24 protein-coding genes and 1 tRNA gene are annotated in these 19794 nt (G+C 63.4%); 14 read left to right on the plus strand and 11 right to left on the minus strand.

Annotated elements, in window-relative coordinates; genetic code table 11:
* Positions 1 to 18: 18 nt before the first annotated feature.
* On the minus strand, positions 19 to 1074 hold the full coding sequence (locus BJG93_RS04035; RefSeq protein ID WP_027197062.1) for a sigma-54 interaction domain-containing protein: 1056 nt from the start codon (positions 1072 to 1074) through the stop codon (positions 19 to 21).
* Between the two features lie 398 nt (positions 1075 to 1472).
* Here BJG93_RS04035 and BJG93_RS04040 point away from each other — a divergent pair, with 398 nt between their 5' ends.
* From BJG93_RS04040 to otsA, 6 genes are all read left to right on the plus strand, one after another.
* Positions 1473 to 1790, plus strand: a complete 318-nt coding sequence (locus BJG93_RS04040) for a DUF883 family protein (protein WP_027197064.1) — start codon at positions 1473 to 1475, stop codon at positions 1788 to 1790.
* A 100-nt stretch (positions 1791 to 1890) separates the two neighbouring features.
* Positions 1891 to 2142, plus strand: coding sequence for a hypothetical protein (locus BJG93_RS04045; RefSeq protein ID WP_027197065.1), 252 nt, complete (start codon positions 1891 to 1893; stop codon positions 2140 to 2142).
* Positions 2143 to 2442: 300 nt separating this feature from the next.
* Entirely contained in the window at positions 2443 to 3843 is a 1401-nt protein-coding gene (locus tag BJG93_RS04050; protein WP_027197066.1) for a sigma-54-dependent transcriptional regulator, read from the plus strand.
* Positions 3844 to 3962: 119 nt separating this feature from the next.
* On the plus strand, positions 3963 to 4211 hold the full coding sequence (locus tag BJG93_RS04055) for a hypothetical protein (RefSeq protein WP_082194612.1): 249 nt from the start codon (positions 3963 to 3965) through the stop codon (positions 4209 to 4211).
* A 202-nt stretch (positions 4212 to 4413) separates the two neighbouring features.
* Positions 4414 to 4626 carry a hypothetical protein gene (locus BJG93_RS04060; RefSeq protein WP_027197067.1) on the plus strand — a complete coding sequence of 71 codons (213 nt, stop codon included), beginning with the start codon at positions 4414 to 4416 and terminating at the stop codon, positions 4624 to 4626.
* 228 nt (positions 4627 to 4854) lie between these two features.
* Complete coding sequence (gene otsA / locus BJG93_RS04065) at positions 4855 to 6282, plus strand: alpha,alpha-trehalose-phosphate synthase (UDP-forming) (protein WP_027197068.1); 1428 nt, start codon at positions 4855 to 4857, stop codon at positions 6280 to 6282.
* 128 nt (positions 6283 to 6410) lie between these two features.
* On the opposite strand, the gene BJG93_RS04070 is transcribed toward otsA, so the two are convergent.
* The 5 genes from BJG93_RS04070 to BJG93_RS04090 all read right to left on the minus strand — a co-directional run bounded on the left by BJG93_RS04070 (position 6411) and on the right by BJG93_RS04090 (position 9729).
* The gene (locus tag BJG93_RS04070; RefSeq protein WP_082194613.1) at positions 6411 to 7829 is read right to left on the minus strand and encodes an MFS transporter; all 1419 of its coding nucleotides are present in this window, start codon (positions 7827 to 7829) and stop codon (positions 6411 to 6413) included.
* A 129-nt stretch (positions 7830 to 7958) separates the two neighbouring features.
* On the minus strand, positions 7959 to 8462 hold the full coding sequence (locus tag BJG93_RS04075; protein WP_027197070.1) for a YbhB/YbcL family Raf kinase inhibitor-like protein: 504 nt from the start codon (positions 8460 to 8462) through the stop codon (positions 7959 to 7961).
* A gap of 253 nt (positions 8463 to 8715) precedes the next feature.
* Complete coding sequence (locus BJG93_RS04080) at positions 8716 to 9162, minus strand: very short patch repair endonuclease (RefSeq protein WP_027197071.1); 447 nt, start codon at positions 9160 to 9162, stop codon at positions 8716 to 8718.
* Between the two features lie 30 nt (positions 9163 to 9192).
* The gene (locus BJG93_RS04085) at positions 9193 to 9360 is read right to left on the minus strand and encodes a hypothetical protein (RefSeq protein WP_154671811.1); all 168 of its coding nucleotides are present in this window, start codon (positions 9358 to 9360) and stop codon (positions 9193 to 9195) included.
* A gap of 42 nt (positions 9361 to 9402) precedes the next feature.
* A complete protein-coding gene (locus tag BJG93_RS04090; protein ID WP_027197072.1) occupies positions 9403 to 9729 on the minus strand; it encodes a hypothetical protein in 327 nt (108 codons plus the stop codon).
* 201 nt (positions 9730 to 9930) lie between these two features.
* Between BJG93_RS04090 and BJG93_RS04095 the strand changes: the two genes are divergently transcribed.
* From BJG93_RS04095 to BJG93_RS36015, 6 genes are all read left to right on the plus strand, one after another.
* Positions 9931 to 10122 (plus strand): CsbD family protein, encoded by a 192-nt coding sequence (locus BJG93_RS04095; protein WP_027197073.1) that lies wholly within the window; start codon positions 9931 to 9933, stop codon positions 10120 to 10122.
* A 230-nt stretch (positions 10123 to 10352) separates the two neighbouring features.
* Positions 10353 to 10574 (plus strand): hypothetical protein, encoded by a 222-nt coding sequence (locus BJG93_RS04100; protein WP_027197074.1) that lies wholly within the window; start codon positions 10353 to 10355, stop codon positions 10572 to 10574.
* Positions 10575 to 10703: 129 nt separating this feature from the next.
* The gene (locus BJG93_RS04105; RefSeq protein ID WP_027197075.1) at positions 10704 to 11411 is read left to right on the plus strand and encodes a glutathione binding-like protein; all 708 of its coding nucleotides are present in this window, start codon (positions 10704 to 10706) and stop codon (positions 11409 to 11411) included.
* Positions 11412 to 11441: 30 nt separating this feature from the next.
* On the plus strand, positions 11442 to 11645 hold the full coding sequence (locus tag BJG93_RS04110; protein ID WP_071336551.1) for a hypothetical protein: 204 nt from the start codon (positions 11442 to 11444) through the stop codon (positions 11643 to 11645).
* 144 nt (positions 11646 to 11789) lie between these two features.
* The gene (locus BJG93_RS04115; protein WP_027197077.1) at positions 11790 to 12629 is read left to right on the plus strand and encodes a hypothetical protein; all 840 of its coding nucleotides are present in this window, start codon (positions 11790 to 11792) and stop codon (positions 12627 to 12629) included.
* On the plus strand, positions 12630 to 12761 hold the full coding sequence (locus BJG93_RS36015; protein WP_269217456.1) for a hypothetical protein: 132 nt from the start codon (positions 12630 to 12632) through the stop codon (positions 12759 to 12761).
* A gap of 55 nt (positions 12762 to 12816) precedes the next feature.
* On the opposite strand, the gene BJG93_RS04120 is transcribed toward BJG93_RS36015, so the two are convergent.
* The 4 genes from BJG93_RS04120 to BJG93_RS04135 form a co-directional block, all read right to left on the minus strand.
* Positions 12817 to 13290, minus strand: a complete 474-nt coding sequence (locus BJG93_RS04120) for a hypothetical protein (protein WP_027197078.1) — start codon at positions 13288 to 13290, stop codon at positions 12817 to 12819.
* A 198-nt stretch (positions 13291 to 13488) separates the two neighbouring features.
* A complete protein-coding gene (locus tag BJG93_RS04125) occupies positions 13489 to 14421 on the minus strand; it encodes a phytanoyl-CoA dioxygenase family protein (protein ID WP_051374376.1) in 933 nt (310 codons plus the stop codon).
* Between the two features lie 457 nt (positions 14422 to 14878).
* Positions 14879 to 14953: transfer RNA gene (locus BJG93_RS04130), tRNA-Arg, on the minus strand.
* Positions 14954 to 15105: 152 nt separating this feature from the next.
* Complete coding sequence (locus BJG93_RS04135) at positions 15106 to 15297, minus strand: rubredoxin (RefSeq protein ID WP_027197079.1); 192 nt, start codon at positions 15295 to 15297, stop codon at positions 15106 to 15108.
* A 195-nt stretch (positions 15298 to 15492) separates the two neighbouring features.
* Between BJG93_RS04135 and BJG93_RS04140 the strand changes: the two genes are divergently transcribed.
* Positions 15493 to 17427, plus strand: coding sequence for an ATP-binding cassette domain-containing protein (locus tag BJG93_RS04140; RefSeq protein ID WP_027197080.1), 1935 nt, complete (start codon positions 15493 to 15495; stop codon positions 17425 to 17427).
* Here the strand turns inward: BJG93_RS04140 and BJG93_RS04145 are convergent.
* Positions 17420 to 17695: a hypothetical protein gene (locus BJG93_RS04145; RefSeq protein ID WP_154671812.1), complete on the minus strand. Its 276-nt coding sequence runs from the start codon at positions 17693 to 17695 to the stop codon at positions 17420 to 17422. The two genes, BJG93_RS04140 and BJG93_RS04145, sit on opposite strands and share 8 nt — an antisense overlap.
* A gap of 53 nt (positions 17696 to 17748) precedes the next feature.
* On the opposite strand from BJG93_RS04145, the gene BJG93_RS04150 reads away from it, so the two are divergent.
* Positions 17749 to 19734: a DNA topoisomerase IV subunit B gene (locus BJG93_RS04150; RefSeq protein WP_027197081.1), complete on the plus strand. Its 1986-nt coding sequence runs from the start codon at positions 17749 to 17751 to the stop codon at positions 19732 to 19734.
* Positions 19735 to 19794: the final 60 nt, after the last annotated feature.

Raw genomic sequence — 19794 nt, forward strand, 5'->3', positions numbered from 1 at the left:
CGTGTTGCGCCGTGCCGATTACTCGGCTTCGTCTTCCGCGCTTTCGTCGCCGTATGCGCTGAGCCGGTTGTACAGCGTTTTGAGGCTCACGCCGAGCGCTTTCGCCGCGCGCCGCTTGTCGCCGCCGCAGTACTTGAGCGTGCCGAGAATGATCTGCTTTTGCGCGTCGGCGAGCGGCGTGCCGATCCACACGCTCATCGCATCGCCTTGCGTGACCGCTTTCTTGACTCGCGACGCAAGATGCGGATGCGGCAATTCAACGGTCTTCTCGGCAAGAATGAATGCGCGGTACACCGCGTTTTTCAGCTCGCGCACGTTGCCGGGCCACGACCATGAACGCACCGTCTCGATCGAGCGTTTGCTGAAGCTCTTGTTCGTGCCTTCCTGCTGATTCAATTGCGCGAGGAAGTGTTGCGCGAGCAGTTCGCGATCGTTTTCGCGCTCGCGCAGCGGCGGGGCGCGCAGCGGAAACACCGCGAGCCGGTACATCAGATCCTCGCGCAAGCCGTTTTCCTTGACAGCCACCGCTGGATCGCGATTGGTCGCGGCGATCACCCGCACGTTGCCGCTGATCAGTTCGTTGCCGCCGACGCGATAGAAGGTGCCCGTTTCGAGCGCTCGCAGAAGCTTGACCTGGCGCACCGGTGCCATTTCGGTGATTTCGTCGAGAAACAGCGTGCCGCCGTTCGCATGTTCGAAGTAGCCGACGCGGCCTTGGACCGCGCCGGTAAAGCTGCCCTTTTCATGGCCGAACAGTTCGGCTTCGATGAGCTCATCGGGAATCGCGCCGCAGTTCACGGCAACGAACGCGCCGTCCTTGCGACCGCTGCGCTCGTGGATGGTACGGGCGATCAGTTCCTTGCCGGTGCCCGATTCGCCGATGATCAGCGCGGTCGCGTCGGTATCGGCGACGCGTTCGATCTGCTCGTACAGATCGAGCATCACCGGCGATGAGCCGTACAGCAGCCCGTACGATTTCAGTCCCGCGACGCCGTCCGCGACGCGCTGCTTCGCTTGTGGCGAAGCATGACCGCCGGCGGACACGGCGAGCGAGTCCAGATCGATTGACGCCATAAAAGCGGGTCCTGTGCAAATGAAGTTCATGTTGCGGCGCGCAGGCCTTGAAAGCGATAGACCGTACAGCCACTATCTCATAAAAGACGATTTAACCACTTCGACGCTGATTCCGGCAATCGAACTGGCAATCGCTGAGATAACCGTGCGGGTAATCGGTCGAAAGTGCTTGAAGTTGGCCTTGTTCAGCGCGCTAAAGCGGTAAAGATACCGGGCACATGCTTTGCAACGTTGAGCGTTCGATCGAGTCGTGCGCGGTTTTGACCGGCCACGTCGCATTGCCAACCGGCCAGGCAAACCGCCAACCGCATCGCGAGCCGAAGCGCGAACGGTCGCACCGGTCGACGGGTCCATTGCGCGACATTGAAACGAACGCCGACTCAGACGAGGAACGGATGATGACTGACACCACGCGACAACTTGCACTCGGCGGACAGAAGATCGTCGAGGATCTCCGGGTACTGCTGAGGGACTCGGAGGAAATGCTGCGGCTCGCCGGCAATGTGCCCGGCGAAGGCGTCGTTGCGTTGCGGGACCGGCTGGGCACACATGTGGAAACGCTGCAATCGGCACTCGGCGACGCGCAACGCAACGTGCATCGCCGGTATCGCGAGGCGGCGATCGGCACCGAGCACTATGTGCGCCATAACCCGTGGCGTTCACTCGCGCTTGCGGCGGGCACCGGCTTTCTGCTCGGCGTGCTGGTCGCCCGCTAGACGCCGCGCATCGCGCGACGCTCGCATCGGCTCGCAAAAAGGCGCGGCTCACGCTCGACACCGCCTGCGCTCATCCGCATAACGATCCAAGGAGTTCATGATGGCACGACCCACGATTGGCATTTTCGGCGCATTGATGGCACTCGGCGGCTTCCTCGCGGTTCGCTACGTGCAGCACAAGCGCACGGGCCCAATGTCCCCGGCGCGCGATCTGAGCCGCTGGGAAAACGAGGGTGGCGCGGTGGCGGCGCCGGCGGCCTTGTCGACGGACCTGGCGCCCGCCGGGCACAGCGCCAACGGCTCGGGGCAGGTCAACGGCGAGCACCGCGCATGGCCGTTTCCGCGCGGCTGACGCGAAACGCTGGCATGCAAAACCGGCCGCGGCTGCAGGCGCCGCCGCAGCCAGATTGGCGGTCAACGCCTGGAAGGAGATTGTTAAATCAATCCCATAAAGCCGTATAATAGGTAAATACACAACAATGGCGCGCAGATCGGCGCAGATTCCCGCGTCATTGTTGCGGTTTCTCATCAAATGGTCGGCTGGAGTGGGGCGCGCGACGATTCCGCGCCACGCGGCCGACCCGTTTAGCGGCATGCGCATTGGCATGTTCCGCCTATTCTCTGACCCACGCTTGTAAGCTTTCGAAACGCGATGCCACATGTACTGATTGTCGATGACGACGCAGGTACCCGCGAGGCGCTTTCCGCCGTCATCGGGGAAGACGGACTGACCACGGCCACCGCGGGCGATCTACGCGAAGCGCGTATTCAACTGATCCGGCAGATGCCGGACGTTGTATTCACCGATCTGAAGCTGCCCGACGGCAGCGGGGTCGATCTGTTCGAAGATCTCGATCCGCGCTCCGGCGTCGAAGTGATCGTGATCACCGGCCACGCGACGGTCGAGTCGGCGGTCAGCGCGCTGAAAATGGGTGCGGCCGACTACCTCGTGAAACCGATCAACATGCAGCGCGTGAAGGCGATCCTGTCGCGCCTGCCGCGCGCCGGCGACCTAAAGGCCGAGATCGGCACGCTGCGCGGCGAATTGCGTCGGATGGGCCGCTTCGGTCTGATGTTGGGCAATTCGCCGGCGATGCAGGAGGTCTACGACCAGATCAGCCGCGTCGCGCCTACCGCGGCCTCGGTGATGCTCGTCGGCGAATCGGGCACCGGCAAGGAAGTTGCCGCGCAGACGCTGCACGAGCTGAGCCTGCGCCGCAAGCACGCGTTCCTCGCGGTCAACTGCGGCGCGATCTCGCCGAATCTCATCGAATCGGAAATGTTCGGTCACGAACGCGGTTCGTTCACCGGCGCGGACCGGCAGCACAAGGGCTATTTCGAGCGCGCGAACGGCGGCACGCTGTTCCTCGACGAAATCACCGAGATGCCGATCGAGCTGCAGGTGAAGCTGCTGCGCGTGCTCGAAACCGGCATGTTCATGCGCGTCGGCACGACCAAGGAGATCGAAACCGACGTGCGCCTCATCGCGGCCACCAATCGCGATCCCGAGCAGGCGGTGCTCGAAGGCAAGCTGCGGCTCGACCTTTACCACCGGCTGAACGTGTTTCCGATCAGCCTGCCGCCGCTGCGTGATCGCGGCAAGGACGTCGAGCTGCTCGCGCAATCGTTCCTCGATGAGCTCAACGAGCGTCACGGCACGAAGAAGCATTTCCCGGTCGCGATGAAGGACATGCTGCTGTCGTATCCGTGGCCGGGCAATGTGCGCGAGCTGAAGAACTACGTGCAGCGTGCGCACATCATGTCGAGCGCCGATTCGGATAGCACGGCCACGGTGCCGTTGCAGATCACGCTGTCGAAGCCCGCGGCCGGCACCGCGATCACGATCCCGTTCGGCACCTCGCTCGCCGAAGCCGACCGTCAACTGATTCTCGCGACGCTCGAGCAATGCGGCGGCGTGAAGACGCGCGCCGCGGAGATCCTCGGCATCAGTCTGAAGACGCTATACAACCGGCTCGTCGAGTACGGCAACGATGCGCGCGAAGACGGCGATCCGGCCGACGAATCGCGCGCGCTCGGCGGCGCGGACGCCTGACCCGGGCTCGTTCGCCCGTCGGCTGCGTGATCAGTAAGCGCCCGCCTGAGCTTGCGGGCGGGCGCCCAACGGCACAGGCCTTGCTGCGCCCTGATGGAACGCAAAACGAGGTCACCGACATGCCGCATTTCGCAGCCGTTCGCGCGCAGTCCCAGCCGATGCGGGCTCACCGGCCCGAGCCGATCGAGCCGCCCACTACGCCTCCTACCGCGCCCCCGGACCCGGGCGAGCCCGACACGGTTCCCGGCCCGACACCCGACCCGATCGAACCCGACGAACCGGTCACGCCGCCCATCGGTGATCCACCGCCGCAGCCGACGCAAACGCCTCAGGCTGGCGACCTTCGACACCGACCGCTGCGATGCTGACGCGCCGCTCGATGCCGGCGCACCGTTTCCGCAGCGGACCCCACCCGCAGCCGTAGCGCCGAGGCCCCGCGCCCCATGGGGCGCAGGCGACAGCTGTACTTGTTACAAAGCCGGCGCATGTTTTACCGGCGGTTTACGATTTCGCCCCCTAGACTGTAGGGATGCCGGCAACAGGCGGCAGGCTTCCACCGGAGGCACGATCATGAGACATCCCGCATTGCGACGCTCCGCGCGGCACGCCAAGCGTGCGCCGGGGCCGCCTGCCGTAAAGACGGAGCCGGCAGAGTCGCCTGACCCGGCCGCGCAGAATCGGATCGCGCCGGATGCGCCGCCAGACGGTGAACACAACCAGGGCGGAGTGCGTCAGGAAGGCCTCGACTACCAGCGCGATCTGGGTTCCGAGCAGGACGCCTGAGGCCGAATCGACCGGCGGCGCGCCGCGTGAGCAAAGCGATGCCGGTAAGAAGACCCTCTGCTTTATATAAAACAGAAAAATCTTCTTCGTGATCCCCGTTGATCGCGTGGTTAAGTTCGTGGATCACATTTTCATACAATTTTAATCTTCAATATCCCACCTATCGGCACGGCACTTGCGTGCACCGCTTTGGCACATTTCCGCATACAACGAAACAATGGAGCACTAATGAGCAGATTGATCGTGGTATCGAATCGTGTCGCACCGATCCAGGAAGCGCGTCCGGCGGCAGGCGGGCTCGCGATCGGCGTGCTGGACGCGCTGAAAGAAACCGGCGGCGTCTGGTTCGGCTGGAGCGGCGAAACCATCAGCGAGCCATCTGTGCCGGTGATCGAGAAGCAGGGCAACGTCACCTACGCGACGGTGGGCCTCACCAAGCGGGACTACGACGAGTACTACCGCGGTTTTTCGAACACCACGTTGTGGCCGACCTTCCACTATCGCAATGACCTGTCTCGCTACGACCGTGGCGACTACGCGGGCTATCAGCGCGTGAACGCGACGCTCGCGAAGCAGCTGAAAGAACTGCTCAGGCCTAGCGACATCATCTGGGTGCACGACTACCATCTGCTGCCGTTCGCGCGGTGCCTGCGCGAACTGGGCGTGAAGAATCCGATCGGCTTTTTCCTGCATATTCCGTTTCCGGTGCCGGAAGTGTTGCGCACGATTCCGCCGCATGAGGAACTCGTCAAGGCGATGTGCAGCTACGACGTGATCGGCTTTCAAACCGAGGCGGATCGTCAATCGTTCGTCGACTATATCGAGCGCGGTCAGCACGGCACGTCGAGCGAAGACGGCATGGTGCACGCGTACAACCGCTTCCTGAAGGTCGGCGCGTACCCGATCGGCATCTATCCCGATGCCATCGCGAAGGCCGCCGAGCAGTTCACCGATCGCAAGGCGGTGCGCAGCCTGCGCGACGGCATGCGCGGGCGCAAGCTGATCATGAGCGTCGACCGGCTCGACTATTCGAAGGGGCTGGTCGAACGCTTCCAGGCCTTCGAGCGGCTGTTGCTGAACGCGCCCGGCTGGCATGGCCGCGTGTCGCTCGTGCAGATCGCGCCGCCGACGCGCGCCGACGTGCAGACCTATCAGCGCATCCGGCAGACGCTCGAAGGCGAGGCGGGCCGCATCAACGGCCGCTTCGCGCAGCTCGACTGGACGCCGATCCAGTATCTGAATCGCAAGTACGAGCGCAATCTGCTGATGGCGCTGTTCCGCCAGTCGCAGGTCGGCTACGTGACGCCGCTACGCGACGGCATGAATCTGGTGGCCAAGGAGTACGTCGCGTCGCAGGATCCGGCCGATCCGGGCGTGCTGGTGCTGTCGCAATTCGCGGGCGCGGCCGAGCAGCTGCCGGGCGCGCTCGTCGTCAATCCGTTCGATCTGTCGCAGATGGCCGAAGCGCTCGAGCGCGCATTGTCGATGCCGCTCGCAGAACGCCAGGCGCGTCATGCGGACATGATGGAGCCGATGCGCGAGAACAACCTGTCGGTGTGGCGCGATACCTTCCTCGACGATCTGCGTCACGTCGCGACCGCGTCTTCGGTGACGGCCAAAGCGGTAAAGCTCGCTGACGTGACGGCATCGTCCTGAGCGGGGCGCGTGTGCGCCGGTCACGTCGCGAACGCAGTGGCAGGGAAATCTGAGCAAAAGGGCGTGCATCGCGTTGTGCGATGCACGCCCTTTTTCGTGTCCGGATTTCGGGGTAGCGGGCGCAAGCCTTAGGCCGGCTGCGCCGCCTTCTGCATGACCCGCATCGTGCTCACGACGGCCGCGAGCGCCGAGAACCCCGCGGCCACGTACAGCGCGATGATCGTTCCGTTGTGCGGCGCAACGCCGAAGATCAGCGCGACCAGCGCCGCGCCGAGCGTTTGCCCGCTCAGGCGCGCGGTGCCGAGCATGCCGCTCGCGCCGCCGCTGCGTTCGCGCGGCGCGGACGACAGCATCGTGCGATTGTTCGGCGATTGGAAGATGCCGAAGCCGGCGCCGCACAGCGCCATGCGCCACGAGATCTGCAACGAGTCGGGGTGCGGCCCGAGCGTCGCGAGCAGCAGCAGGCCGACCGTCATCGCGGCGAGCCCGACGCCGCCGAGCCAGCCGGCCGATATTCGGTCCGACAGCACACCGGAAATGGGTGCCGCGATGATGATGACCGCAGGCCACGGCGTCATCAAAAGACCCGTTTCGACTTGCGACATGCCGAGCGTTTCCTGCAGCAGGAACGGCAGCGACACGAACGCGAGCATCTGCGCGCAGAACGAACAGACCGACGTGCCGATCGACAGTGCGAACACCGGTATACGCAGCAGATCGATCGGCAGCAGCGGGGCGGGCCGCGTCAGTTGCCGGCGCACGAAGAAGTAGCCGATCACGAGTGCGCCGAGTGCCTCGAGCGTCACGTAGCCGAAGCGCTGGCCGTGGCCGAGGCCATCGACCGCGAAAATCAGCAGACCGAACACGAACGCGTTCATCACCGCGCTCAGATAGTCATACGGCGATTCGTGGCCGGGGTTCATCGGCAGCGCCTTGAAGCCGCCGACGATCGCCGCTATCCCGATCGGCACGTTGATCGCGAACAGCCAGGGCCAGGTCGCGACCGCCAGCACGCCCGAGGCGACCGTCGGTCCGACCGCCGACGACACCGCCACCACCATCGCGTTGATCGCGACGCCGCGGCCGAGCTGCGCCGGCGGATAGATCATGCGCACGATCGCGGTGTTCACGCTCATGATGCCGGCGGCGCCGAAGCCTTGGACCACGCGCGCGAGCGCGAGCGTCGCGAGCGAGTTCGACAGCGCGCAGCCGAACGAAGCGACCGTGAACAGAATCAGGCCCGACAGATAAATGCGCCGGTAGCCGATGCGGTCGCCCAGCGACGCGAGCGGCAGCAGCGAGATCGTGATCGCGAGCTGATACGCGTTGACGACCCAGATCGACGCGGCGGCGCTCGCCTGGAGGTTGCGCGCGATGGTCGGCAGCGCGACGTTGGCGATCGCGCTGTCGAGCACCGCGAGCGTCAGCGAGAGCGCGATGACGAGCATCGCCCAATAGCGTTGCGGAACCGGCAGGCCTAGGTCCTTGCTTTCGAAGCGGGAAACGGAGGCCGTCGGGCCCTCCGGGCGCGGAGAGGGTGCATGCATCGATTGTTTGATTTGTCGGAGAGGGTGGCGCGCCTGTGCTCGGCTTACGCTGGCCGCTGCGAGCGTATCGTCGGCGCGGCGCCGGCGTTGCGGGGGCGCCGCCGCCGCGCCGCGCGCGAGCGTGCGTGCTTATTTGAGTTCGTAAAGCCCCGTGTGGGTCGTCGAATCGATTTCATTCAGGTGCGTCATGAAGCGCGCGACCGCGTTGGTGGTCTCCGCGCTGACCGGCAGATGCGGCACCTTCAGCGCATGCAGCCGGAAGATATAACGATGCGTGCGATCGCCGCGCGGCGGCGCGGCGCCGCCGAAGCCGACCGTCCCGTAGTCGTTGCGCACCTGCGTCGCGCCCTGCGGCAGCAGCGAGCCGTCGGCCTTGCCGGCGTTGCGCGGCAGCGAACGCGCGTCGGCCGGAATGTTCACGACGACCCAATGCCAGAAGCCGCTGCCGGTCGGCGCGTCGGGGTCGTGAACGGTGAGCGCGAAGCTTTGCGTATCCGCGGGCGGCGCTTCCCATTGCAGCGATGGCGAGATGTTTTCGCCGTCGACGCCGAATGCCTTGTCGTCGTACTCGTGGGCTTTCGGCATGAAGCCGTTGGTGGGAAAGTCGTCGGACCAGAGACGGAAGTCAGCCATGATGTGCCTCCCTTGTTGATTGGTTCTGGGATCGTCGGAGTGCGCGATGTCGCGGCGGGCGACGCGCATCTCGAGGCCTGCCGAAATGCGTGGGGACGTGCCGTGAAAGCGTCGTGAAAGTGCCGGGAAAGCACCCGGCAAACGCCGCCGACGCGTGCCTGGAAGGCATCTCGACAGCGCTCCGGGCGAGCTTTTCGAGTGTATCACCAGCGGCCGCGAGACTCGTGCGAGCCGGGCAGCTCGCGCGTGGTTTTCAGCCGCGTTCCTCGAACTCTGGGGCGTCGCTTCTGATCCACGCGACAAGCCGCTCGATCACGCCCGCGATATCGCGATTCGCGCCACGCAAAGCGCATTCCCACACGACCGCCACGCGCCAGCCGCTAGCGAGCAGCGCGCCCCGCACCTTCTCGTCGTTGCTGCGATTGCGGCCGATCTTGTCGTGCCAGAACTCGGGCCGGGTCTGCGGCCATTTGAACAGATGACAGTCGTGCCCATGCCAGAAGCAGCCATGCACGAGCACCACCGCGCGATAACGCGGCAGCACGATGTCGGGACGACCGGGCAGATCGCGCGCGTCGAGCCGGAAGCGCAGACCCTGCCGATGCAGCAGGCTGCGAATCAGAACCTCGGGCCTTGTGTTGCGGCCGCGGATGCCGGACATCATCCGGCTGCGGGTCGCGCTGTCGACGATATCGACCATCGTCAGCGGGTCAACGAGTCGCTCGGCCGTTCACGCGTAGAGCGGCAGGGAGTGTTTGGAAGCATCGCGGGTCGGGTGGGCGAGCAGGGTTTGCACATGCGGCAGCATGATACGCGCCACTGCACACATCACCGGTGTCACGACGGTTGCCGCGAAAGCCGACAACGACGATGCGTTCGCGATGCCGCGGCGTGACATGCTGACCATCGACAACAGATGCGATGAGGCGGGCTGGCGCGATCAGACCGATTTCAACTTCTTCACCGGGCGAGCGGGCTTGAACGGCGCGCTCGGGGCGGGCGCGAAGCGTTCCCATTCGGGCAGCGGCGTCGAAGCGAACCGATCGAGCTGCAGCAGCAGACTGTCGATCTTGCGCAATTGCGCGGAAGAGAGCTGGCCGCTGTCGACGAGCGTGGTCAGCCGTTTGCGCCAATAGGCGGCAGGCAGGATCGGGCCGCCGAAATCGCCACGCAGCGATACGTGCATGGCGCGCGTGATGTGCGCAATGTCGTGGTCGATCAACGCAGCCTGCGATGATCCTGAAATCGTACTCTCGGTGCGGTCCATGGCCCCTCCCTGAACGCATTGACGGCGCTGCGCAGCAAAACTTTAGGCGTTTCGATAAAAATTTCGCCTGTTCTCGCGACAGCGCTCATCGGTTCCCGGACTGCGCGCGCGCCACGCTGCCGGGAACAGCCGTTGCTTCGTCCCGGATACCGGCGGAATACCGCGCCGGCATTTCTGTCGACTACGCATTGGGAGCCGAACATGAACAAGGATCAAGTGAAGGGCGTTGGCGAGCAGGTCAAGGGCAAGGTCAACGAGACCGTCGGCAAGGCCACCAACGACCCCGCGAAGGAACTCAAGGGCGACGTGCAGCAAGGCGCCGGCAAGGTGCAGAAGAGCTATGGCGACGCGAAGGAAGACGCGAAGGACGATGCAAAGCGCGGTCATCATTGAACCCGTTTGGGTGCAGATGGCCGCACCGGCCCGGGCGTCGCGACTGTCGCGGCGCCTTTGCTTTTTGGGCGGCGCCGGTCGGGCACAGCGCCTCCGCTTTCATAACCCGGGTCGCGGCTGACGTTCACGCAGTGGCCGGCTTGGGAGTAACCCGTGATCGCGATGATGGGCATTCCGCCCGCGCTGCGAGCCCTTTAGACTTGGCGCAAGGTCACCAGGAGGTCGCGCCAATGACACCCGAAAAAATCCTTTCGATGTTCGAACGGCAGTACCTGGAAGGCAAGGCGCCGGCCGATCTCGAAGCGACTTGCGCGAACTTCGCGACGTGGCTCGCGACCGCGTGGGAACTGCTGGACGGCACCGAGAAGGCGCTGCTGCTGACGGTCGGGGCGGCGCTGTGGCGCGAAGGCTTCAACGTGCGCGCCGGCACGGCGACGAAGGACCTGTGGTGAACCGCCGATCACGAACGGCGGCGGTGCGGCAGCGTTTGTAAGCTCGTCGCGCGGCCGCGCACGCGTTGTGCCGAGTCGGTTTATATTGGGCGGTCTCGCAATTTCCGTCCCATAGGGCGACTCGAACCCATGACCGATCTATCCGCTTTTGCGATCACGAAGAAATGGCCGGCCGAGCATCCGGACCGGATTCAGCTCTATTCGCTGCCGACGCCCAATGGCGTAAAAATCTCGATCATGCTCGAGGAAACCGGCTTGCCGTATGAGCCGCATCTGGTGCGCTTCGATACCAACGATCAGATGACGCCGGCGTTTCTGTCGCTGAACCCGAACAACAAGATTCCGGCGATTCTCGATCCGAACGGTCCCGACGGCAAACCGCTGCCGCTGTTCGAATCAGGCGCGATCCTGATTTATCTCGCCGACAAAAGCGCTCAGTTGATCCCGCAGGACGCCGCGGGCCGCTACGAGACGATCCAGTGGGTGATGTTCCAGATGGGCGGCATCGGTCCGATGTTCGGCCAGCTCGGCTTCTTCCACAAATTCGCCGGCAAGGACTATGAGGACAAGCGTCCGCGCGATCGCTACGTCGCCGAATCGAGGCGGCTGCTCCGCGTGCTGGAGCAGCGGCTAGAAGGACGCGCATGGGTGATGGGCGATCGCTATTCGATCGCCGATATAGCGATCTTCCCATGGGTGCGCAATCTGGTCGGCTTTTACGAGGCCGGAGAGCTGGTCGGCATTCAGGACTTCCCGAACGTGAGGCGCGTGCTGGCCGCGTTCGTCGAGCGTCCGGCGGTGGTGCGCGGCCTGAATATTCCGCAGCGGCCGGCTTGATGGCCTGAGCGTTCGACGCATCTGCTCGCGATGCCGATGGTGGTCGGCCTCGCGCAGATCATCGATGGGCGGCATCGGCGGCCAGGCGATCTGGTTGGCGTGGTGATCATGGACGCGTCGACGGTGGTGACCCTCGCGTCGTATCGATGGATCGAGCGTCCGGCGAGTCGGGCCGTGGCCACGTGGATTGCCGGGGTGTCGTGGGGCAGTGCGGTAGCGGGAGCGAAGCGGTAAGCGCGCACCGGCGGATTGGCACGTCCTTGAAACCGATACCGCTCAACGCGTATAACCTTTGAGGCAGGGTCGGTTTTTTTACCGCCTTTTCGGGCGAGTTGCGCGCGACAGCGCTGCTATGCGACCGGATAAAAAGGTGAAGCAATGAGCGTCGTTACATTGTTCGCATGGACCGTTCCGGCGTATTTCAAAGGGTCCGTCGTCGATCATACGTGGGTGACGACTTACGACAGCCGGGCGAAGATTTACCCCGCGCTGGCCGATGTGTTGATCGCGGGAGAACACTATTGGTACAGCTGGGGTGGTTTCCACGCCAGAGGCGGCACGACGGTCAGTGCGGATGGCTTTTTGGCTTCCGCCGGGGCGGATCTGCTTTATGCTAGTTGCTTATGTCAGCCGGACGTGGACTCGAACCTCGATCCGGCCGCTCGTGGAACGCTATTCAGCTATGGTCGCGATGGCGTATGCCATCAGCTGTCGAATCAGATTCTTTGGGCGACCGGCAGCGGTCGAGCAACCCCTGCCACGGTCCGCATGGCCAGGGGTTACTGGCTAAGCAACGCGATCTTCGGAACATACGGCAAGCAGCATGCTGCATGGGCGAGCAAAAAGATTCAGTGCTCAACCGCAAGCGGGGGTAACGCCATGGAGCCAGGACATTCGCAATCCGATGTCGACGATTTTCAGCAGCATCTTCAGGCGACCCTGAAGGGTCCGGACGCGGATGCAAAGATCAAGTCGTTGATGAATCATCGACGCGCGTTGATGGTGCGGGTCGAACGTTTGCAAGATGCGCCGCCCGGCGGCGATGCACCATCGGCTTCGACACTGAACGACGCCTATTCGTCTTTTCTCCACGACGCTGCTGACATTCTGGGTCCCGACGACTTCGAGCGAGTTTTCGGCGAACGCCCAAAGGATGAGATGAACGTCGTCGATCCATCGGTATACGCGCAAAGTGTGCATCGGCCGAGGCCAAAATAATTGAGCAGTAGAACTTGCGCGCGTTTCGAAGACGAAATCGGCCTATGGGGGAGTGCGCCTATCTATGGCTACAACCGCATCGCGAGCGGCACGCCGATTTCGGCAGTCAATGTCGGCGCCTATACGTCCTAAGGCAACCCAACGACAACCATCCATGCGCAGTTTGTCGGGCTATTGGCACCCGCCACTACGGACGCAGTCGCCTTCCTTCGCGCCAGCCATGCAGGCGGTAATGCAGGACAGGATCTTCTCCTACCTTGGCAACATCAGGATTTGCAAGAAGATACTGCGCCGGATCGAAGTCGGGCGGTATAACTGCCCGCTGAGCTCCGCAATTGTTGTACATCGACTCTATGAAGCTCTTCGGAATCTCAAAACCGTTGTAGTAGTGCCTGACGGGTTCCCCTGTGAGCATATCCGTCATTTTCGAGAAATAGATCGAGCCATAGAAGGGATCGGACCTGAACGGGCGATAATAGGCGCAACCCTCAAAGTAATAATGAGTCACTTGTGAATCGAAAACCGCAAAGCCATTCTCATTGAGGTCCCTGGCTATGCGGCGGGTTTCTTCGTCAATCGCCGGATCCGAAAAAATTCTTTCGAAGAATGGACTTTCCACGAATGGAACGCCGGGCAACAGGTTCTTGAAATGGATCGACATTTTTCGGGCCTTTGCGGTGACTGAAGGACCGCGTTTGCGATCGCTTCAATAGCCTGCTACTAGGTTGTGAATCATCAATCATCCATATTAGGCGATGGGTTGGATACTGCCCGCGCTCGGCGCATCATGCCCAGTCTCAGCAAAACTTCGGCGACGCATCGGCGTTCGCGGTAGCTTCGGTCATGCTCGCCTGAGCGCTTAGACGAAGCGACCTTCGGCGCGGCCACACACTTCGTAGTGATGTGTGCCTGAAGCAAACTGGCCAGCTTGAACCGCGTTCGCCACGTCCTCGTACTTGGCGAGATAGGCCTTCTCGAATTCGGCGCGGTTGAATGCCGCCTCAGGAACTTCCTGGATCGGCCTATCGATCCAGTAGCCGCATGAGTTGGCTTCCCTCAGCTTGCAGTCGAGCGACCTGGCATCTGCTTCCGAGAAATAATGGAAGACGAGGGACTTGCGCGTACGAGTCGGGTCAGCAATCGCGCTGCCACCATGCAGCAGATTCGCGTGCCAAATCAACACGTCGCCCTTCCTCGCGAAGAATGTCGTTTTTTTGAGGCCGTGTCTTTCGACTTCGCTGTCCATGTAGGAATGCCACCTCGGCATTTCTTCGGGGACAAAATGACGGTTGCCATTGCTGAAGATCAACTGCTCGATCTTGTGGCTGCCCGGGTAGTACTCGAGCTGCCCAGCGTCGACGTGCGCGTCCTCAAGCGCCACCCAGATAGCGATCAGGTGATCGTCCGTCTTCGGTGTCATGTAGATCGCATCCACGTGCGGGGGTTGCTGGCTCCCCTTTTCAAAGTACAAGCTATTGCATAGAGCCGGGGCGTGCCCGAGCAGGTCTTTCAAGACAGCGGCAATACGCTCGGAAAGGGCAAGCTCACGAACGCTTTCCATGTCTAGGTAAAGATCATTGATCTTCATGCGCAGGGTTTCGATTTCGCGCGGCGAGAGCAGCCCCAACAGACTGCGTTCGCCGGTGTCCAGAAGGTCGACGGTCACGTTCATGGGCCGCTGCAGTTTGCGCTGCTCGATGGACTGGACAACGTCGTCCACCTGGGCGGCCGAATAAAACGCAGGCAGAATCGCGTAACCGAGTTGATCGAAAGATTGTTTGATTTCAGTCATTTGGGACCCTGTATGCGCAGCTGACGACGCAATCGATCGGCATAGCGCGCGAAAGTTGGGAAATTGAACGCCGTATTGTAGCTGGGCGGCAGTCCGGGTATTTCGGTCGGCCGCCGAAAAGATGATCGTCCTTTCCGGATAAACGCGACTCGCTGATGCGTTTTCCTATGGCTATGAAGATAGCCCCGACGGGCTAGTAGTCAAGTAGCACCCGTGAGCTGCGGAATCTCCACCGGCTTCAATGCTGTACTGGAAGACCGCGCGCGAACACTGCAGGGTGCGTCTGGCGGTGTCCCGGACACGGCGGGTCTGGACCGCCCGGAGGAATCGCCCTACCGATACCCAGGAAATCCGGTTCGTACTGGGCAACCGCGAGCAATGGTGACAGCAAAAAGCCCCGCAGCGCAACGCATACGGGGCTTTTCTGGGCAATCTTGGGACTGGCTGGGAAGCTATCTGGTCCCCCTGACAGGAATCGAACCTGTATCTAGCGCTTAGGAGGCACTTGTTCTATCCATTGAACTACAGGGAGAGGACCGAGCCGGGCAAACCGGCGAGGACTCGGCGAGTCCAGATCGACCAGCGAGCGCAGAGTATATCAAACCGGCGCGGGCAAAAGGAGAGCGGGGGCATCGCCTGCCGGGCCGCGCAACCGCGCCCATCGCCCAAGGGTCATCTCACCGTTTAAAACTCCACCACCGCGAACTCCGCCTTGTCCACGTCGCACAGCGGGCAGCGCCAGTCTGCCGGGATGTCCGCGAAGCGCGTGCCCGGCGCGATGCCATCTTCGGGCAGGCCGTCTTCCTCGTTGTAGATCCAGCCGCAAATCAGGCAGACCCAGCTCTTATATTCCGTCACTTCGATTACTTCGCTCACGACACACTCTCTCGTTGATGCAATGCCGGCTTACCTGCCCCTTTTTGGGGCATGCGACGACCCGCAATATTACCGGAATTCGTCAGTTGCCCCGGAGGGGCATCGCGCCTGCGTTTCTGCCGGCACATCTGCGACCGGTCCCGCGCCCGGTACAATGAGCAGTTCCGACTCATCGCTGTCTTCTCCCATTCCCCCATGTCGCTTTACACCATTACCGGGGCCCAGTTGGCATTCGGTCACGTCGCGCTGCTCGACCACGCGGATTTCTCGCTCGAAGCCGGCGAACGCGTCGGGCTGATCGGGCGCAACGGCGCGGGCAAGTCGTCGCTGCTGAAGATCGTCGCCGAACTGGCCAGGCCCGACGACGGCCTCGTCACGCGCCAGCAGCATCTGAGCACGGTCTACGTGCCGCAGGAGCCCGAGTTCAACGCCGACGACACCGTGTTCGACGCGGTCGCCGCCGGTCTCACCGAGGCGCGCGCGCTGCTCGACGAATTCGACGCTGTCGTGCATCAGCTCGCCGACACGCCCGAGGGCGCCGAGCACGACGCGCTGCTCGCGCGCATGAACACGCTGCAATCGTCGCTGGATGCCGCGGACGCATGGAACTGGAGCACCCGCGTCGCGACCACGCTGCAGCAGGTCGGCCTGAACGGCGAAGCGCGCGTCGGCTCGCTGTCGGGCGGCATGCAGAAGCGCGCGGCGCTCGCGCGCGCGCTGGTCGTGCAGCCCGACGGGCTGCTACTCGACGAGCCGACCAACCATCTCGACTTCGACGGCATCCGCTGGCTCGAAGATCTGCTGGTGTCGCTGCGCGCGGGGCTGCTGTTCATCACGCACGATCGCGCGTTCCTCGACCGCGTCGCGACGCGCATCGTCGAGCTCGATCGCGGGCGGCTGCTGTCGTATCCGGGCAATTTCTCCGCATACCAGACGCGCAAGGCGCAGCAACTCGAAGTCGAGCGCATCGAGAACGAGAAGTTCGACAAGCTGCTCGCGCAGGAAGAAGTGTGGATCCGCAAGGGCGTCGAGGCACGCCGCACGCGCAGCGTCGGGCGCATCGCGCGGCTCGTGCAGATGCGCAATGATCGCGCCGAGCGCCGCAACGTGCAGGGCAACGTGAAGCTCGACGTCGGTCAGGGCGAGAAGTCCGGCAAGATCGTCGCGGAACTGACGGACGTGACGAAGCGCTACGGCGCGCGCGCGGTGGTGGACCGCTTCACGGCCACGGTGATGCGCGGCGACAAGATCGGCTTCATCGGTCCGAACGGCGCGGGCAAGACCACGCTGCTCAAGCTGATCCTCGGCGAACTCGCGCCGGACGAGGGCAACGTGCGCATCGGCACGAATCTGCAGGTCGCGTATTTCGATCAGATGCGCGCGGCGCTCGACCTTGAAAAGAGTCTGGCGGACACGATCAGCCCGGGCAGCGAGTGGGTTGAAGTCAACGGCCAGAAGAAGCATGTGATGAGCTATCTCGGCGACTTTCTGTTCGCGCCGGAGCGCGCGCGTTCTCCGGTCAAGTCGCTGTCCGGCGGCGAGCGCAACCGGCTGTTGCTCGCGCGTCTGTTCGCACGCCCGGCCAACGTGCTGGTGCTCGACGAACCGACCAACGACCTCGACATTCCGACGCTCGAACTGCTCGAGGAACTGCTGATCGATTACGACGGCACGGTGCTGCTCGTCAGCCATGACCGCGCGTTTCTCGACAACGTGGTGACGTCGGTGATCGCATCCGAAGGCGGCGGCAAGTGGCGCGAATACGTCGGCGGCTTCACGGACTGGCAGACGCAACGCGATCGCTCGAAGCAACTGGCGCTCGATGCGCAGAAAGAGGCGGGCAAGGAAGCGCCGAAAGAAGCGGCGCCGAAGGAAAGCGCCGCGGGCCGCAATGCGCAGCGCGCCGTGAAGCTGTCGTTCAAGGAGCAGCGCGAACTCGAGGCGCTACCGCAAAAGATTGCGGAGCTCGAGGCCGAACAGAAGGCGATCGGCGCGCAGCTCGAAGATGGCTCCGTGTTCGCGAAGGATGCGCGCGAGGGCGCGCGTCTCACGGAGCGCTATGCCGAGATCGACGAAGAGCTGATGCTCGCGCTCGAGCGTTGGGACGAGCTGGAAAACCGCGTCAGGTAACGCGGGACCCTTCATCTTCCGCCGCATGTCCCCCAGCGCCCGCCGCGCCTTGTCCGGTCGGCCAGTTCAGCGCGACGTCAATTGCCGGCGTGATCGAAATCAGTACAATACCCCGCGAACAGGCTTCCCCGGCGGGCTGGGCGTCCACGTCCGGCTTGCTGGCGTGCCGGCAGCAGCCGCGCGACAAACAGCTTGCCCGCAGCGCGGGCACCCCACCTAACCCCATTGTTTCGTTTCGCTTTTTTTGAAAACTCAACGCAATGTCCACGGCCCTGTCCACAGGACCCGTGCACGACGATGAACCGACGCACCGAGTCAATCATGTCTACGAAAAAGCCAAACGCCGCGTATAGCGAAGCGTCGATCAAGGTGTTGAAGGGTCTGGAGCCGGTCAAGCAACGACCCGGCATGTACACCCGCACCGAGAATCCGCTGCACATCATCCAGGAAGTCATCGACAACGCATCGGACGAAGCGCTCGGCGGCTACGGCCGACAAATCACGGTCACGCTGCACGCGGACCATTCGGTCTCGGTCGAGGACGACGGCCGCGGCATTCCGTTCGGCCTGCATCCCGAAGAGGGCGTGCCGGTCGTCGAAATCGTTTTCACGCGCCTGCATGCGGGCGGCAAGTTCGATAAGGCCGCCGGCGGTGCGTATACGTTCTCGGGCGGCCTGCACGGCGTCGGCGTGTCGGTGACGAACGCGCTGTCCACGCGACTCGACGTGACCGTGTGGCGCGACGGCAAGGTCGCCGAATTGAGCTTCGCGCACGGCGACGTCGCGAAACCGCTCGAAGTGCGCGCCGCCGCCAGGGGCGACAAGAAATCCGGCACCCGCGTGACCGCATGGGCCGATCCGAAATACTTCGATTCGCCGAACCTGCCGCTCGGCGAACTGCAGCGTTTGTTGCGCTCGAAGGCGGTGCTGCTGCCGGGCGTCGAAGTCACGCTCGTCAACGAAAAAACCGGCGAGCAGCAAAGCTGGAAATACGAAGACGGCCTGCGCGGCTATCTGCTCGAAGGCATGAACGGCAGCGACCTGCTGATTCCGCTGTTCGAAGGCGAGCGCTACGCGGAAAGCTCGCGTTCGAGCGAAGAGACGTTCGCCGAAGGCGAGGGCGCGACATGGGTCGTCGCGTGGAGCGAGGAAGGGCCGCTCACGCGCGAGTCGTACGTGAACCTGATTCCGACGCCCGCGGGCGGCACGCATGAGTCGGGCTTGCGCGACGGTCTTTACCAGGCGGTCAAGAGCTTCGTGGAGTTGCACAACCTGCAGCCCAAAGGCGTGAAGCTGCTCGCCGAAGACGTGTTCGCGCGGGTGTCGTTCGTGCTGTCGGCGAAAGTGCTCGATCCGCAGTTTCAAGGCCAGATCAAGGAGCGCCTGAACAGCCGCGATGCGGTGAAGCTCGTGTCGTCGTTCGCGCGGCCGGCGCTCGAACTCTGGTTGAACCAGCATGTCGAGCACGGCAAGAAACTCGCGGACCTCGTGATCAAGCAAGCGCAGGCGCGCACGCGCGCGGGGCAGAAGGTCGAGAAGCGCAAGAGCTCGGGTGTCGCGGTGCTGCCCGGCAAGCTGACCGATTGCGAATCGACGGAAATCGGCCGCAACGAGCTGTTCCTCGTCGAGGGCGACTCGGCCGGCGGCTCCGCGAAGATGGGCCGCGACAAGGAATTTCAGGCCATCCTGCCGTTGCGCGGCAAGGTGCTGAACACGTGGGAAACCGAGCGGGATCGCCTGTTCGCGAACAACGAAGTGCACGATATTTCGGTGGCGATCGGCGTCGATCCGCACAATCCGGACGACAAGATCGATCTGTCGAATCTGCGCTACGGCAAGATCTGCATTCTGTCGGATGCGGACGTCGACGGCTCGCACATTCAGGTGCTGCTGCTCACGCTGTTCTTCAAGCACTTTCCGCAGCTGATCGAGCGCGGCCATGTGTGCGTCGCGCGGCCGCCGCTGTTTCGCGTCGATGCGCCCGCGCGCGGCAAGAAGCCCGCGCAGAAGCTCTATGCGCTCGACGAAGGCGAGCTCGAGGCGATTCTCGACAAGCTGCGCAAGGACGGCGTGCGCGACAACCAGTGGTCGATCAGCCGCTTCAAGGGTCTCGGCGAAATGAGCGCCGAGCAACTGTGGGACACGACGATGAATCCCGACACGCGCCGCCTGCAACCGGTTGCGCTCGGCGAACTCGACTACGACGCGACCGTCGCGCGCATGACGATGCTGATGGGCAAGGGCGAAGCGGCGTCGCGCCGCAGCTGGCTCGAAGAGAAGGGTAACGAAGTGGAAGCGGACATTTGAGCGCCGCGCGCGCCACCGCGGCATACGACACTTCAAGCCAAACACGGACACGGAATCTAG

The organism is Paraburkholderia sprentiae WSM5005 (genome assembly GCF_001865575.2).
GTDB lineage: Bacteria > Pseudomonadota > Gammaproteobacteria > Burkholderiales > Burkholderiaceae > Paraburkholderia > Paraburkholderia sprentiae.

What these genes read in the sequence shown, in the direction of transcription:
- BJG93_RS04125 (WP_051374376.1), bottom strand. Translation starts at nt 14,421, where the DNA reads ATGACTGAAATCAAACAATCTTTCGATCAACTCGGTTACGCGATTCTG.
- BJG93_RS04105 (WP_027197075.1), top strand. Translation starts at nt 10,704, where the DNA reads ATGACCGATCTATCCGCTTTTGCGATCACGAAGAAATGGCCGGCCGAG.
- BJG93_RS04050 (WP_027197066.1), top strand. Translation starts at nt 2,443, where the DNA reads ATGCCACATGTACTGATTGTCGATGACGACGCAGGTACCCGCGAGGCG.
- BJG93_RS04060 (WP_027197067.1), top strand. Translation starts at nt 4,414, where the DNA reads ATGAGACATCCCGCATTGCGACGCTCCGCGCGGCACGCCAAGCGTGCG.
- BJG93_RS04140 (WP_027197080.1), top strand. Translation starts at nt 15,493, where the DNA reads ATGTCGCTTTACACCATTACCGGGGCCCAGTTGGCATTCGGTCACGTC.
- BJG93_RS04100 (WP_027197074.1), top strand. Translation starts at nt 10,353, where the DNA reads ATGACACCCGAAAAAATCCTTTCGATGTTCGAACGGCAGTACCTGGAA.
- BJG93_RS04055 (WP_082194612.1), top strand. Translation starts at nt 3,963, where the DNA reads ATGCCGCATTTCGCAGCCGTTCGCGCGCAGTCCCAGCCGATGCGGGCT.
- BJG93_RS04115 (WP_027197077.1), top strand. Translation starts at nt 11,790, where the DNA reads ATGAGCGTCGTTACATTGTTCGCATGGACCGTTCCGGCGTATTTCAAA.
- BJG93_RS04070 (WP_082194613.1), bottom strand. Translation starts at nt 7,829, where the DNA reads ATGCATGCACCCTCTCCGCGCCCGGAGGGCCCGACGGCCTCCGTTTCC.
- BJG93_RS04045 (WP_027197065.1), top strand. Translation starts at nt 1,891, where the DNA reads ATGGCACGACCCACGATTGGCATTTTCGGCGCATTGATGGCACTCGGC.
- BJG93_RS04035 (WP_027197062.1), bottom strand. Translation starts at nt 1,074, where the DNA reads ATGGCGTCAATCGATCTGGACTCGCTCGCCGTGTCCGCCGGCGGTCAT.
- BJG93_RS04150 (WP_027197081.1), top strand. Translation starts at nt 17,749, where the DNA reads ATGTCTACGAAAAAGCCAAACGCCGCGTATAGCGAAGCGTCGATCAAG.
- BJG93_RS04090 (WP_027197072.1), bottom strand. Translation starts at nt 9,729, where the DNA reads ATGGACCGCACCGAGAGTACGATTTCAGGATCATCGCAGGCTGCGTTG.
- BJG93_RS04080 (WP_027197071.1), bottom strand. Translation starts at nt 9,162, where the DNA reads ATGGTCGATATCGTCGACAGCGCGACCCGCAGCCGGATGATGTCCGGC.
- BJG93_RS04085 (WP_154671811.1), bottom strand. Translation starts at nt 9,360, where the DNA reads ATGTCACGCCGCGGCATCGCGAACGCATCGTCGTTGTCGGCTTTCGCG.
- BJG93_RS04120 (WP_027197078.1), bottom strand. Translation starts at nt 13,290, where the DNA reads ATGTCGATCCATTTCAAGAACCTGTTGCCCGGCGTTCCATTCGTGGAA.
- BJG93_RS04040 (WP_027197064.1), top strand. Translation starts at nt 1,473, where the DNA reads ATGACTGACACCACGCGACAACTTGCACTCGGCGGACAGAAGATCGTC.
- BJG93_RS04095 (WP_027197073.1), top strand. Translation starts at nt 9,931, where the DNA reads ATGAACAAGGATCAAGTGAAGGGCGTTGGCGAGCAGGTCAAGGGCAAG.
- BJG93_RS04110 (WP_071336551.1), top strand. Translation starts at nt 11,442, where the DNA reads ATGCCGATGGTGGTCGGCCTCGCGCAGATCATCGATGGGCGGCATCGG.
- otsA (WP_027197068.1), top strand. Translation starts at nt 4,855, where the DNA reads ATGAGCAGATTGATCGTGGTATCGAATCGTGTCGCACCGATCCAGGAA.
- BJG93_RS04075 (WP_027197070.1), bottom strand. Translation starts at nt 8,462, where the DNA reads ATGGCTGACTTCCGTCTCTGGTCCGACGACTTTCCCACCAACGGCTTC.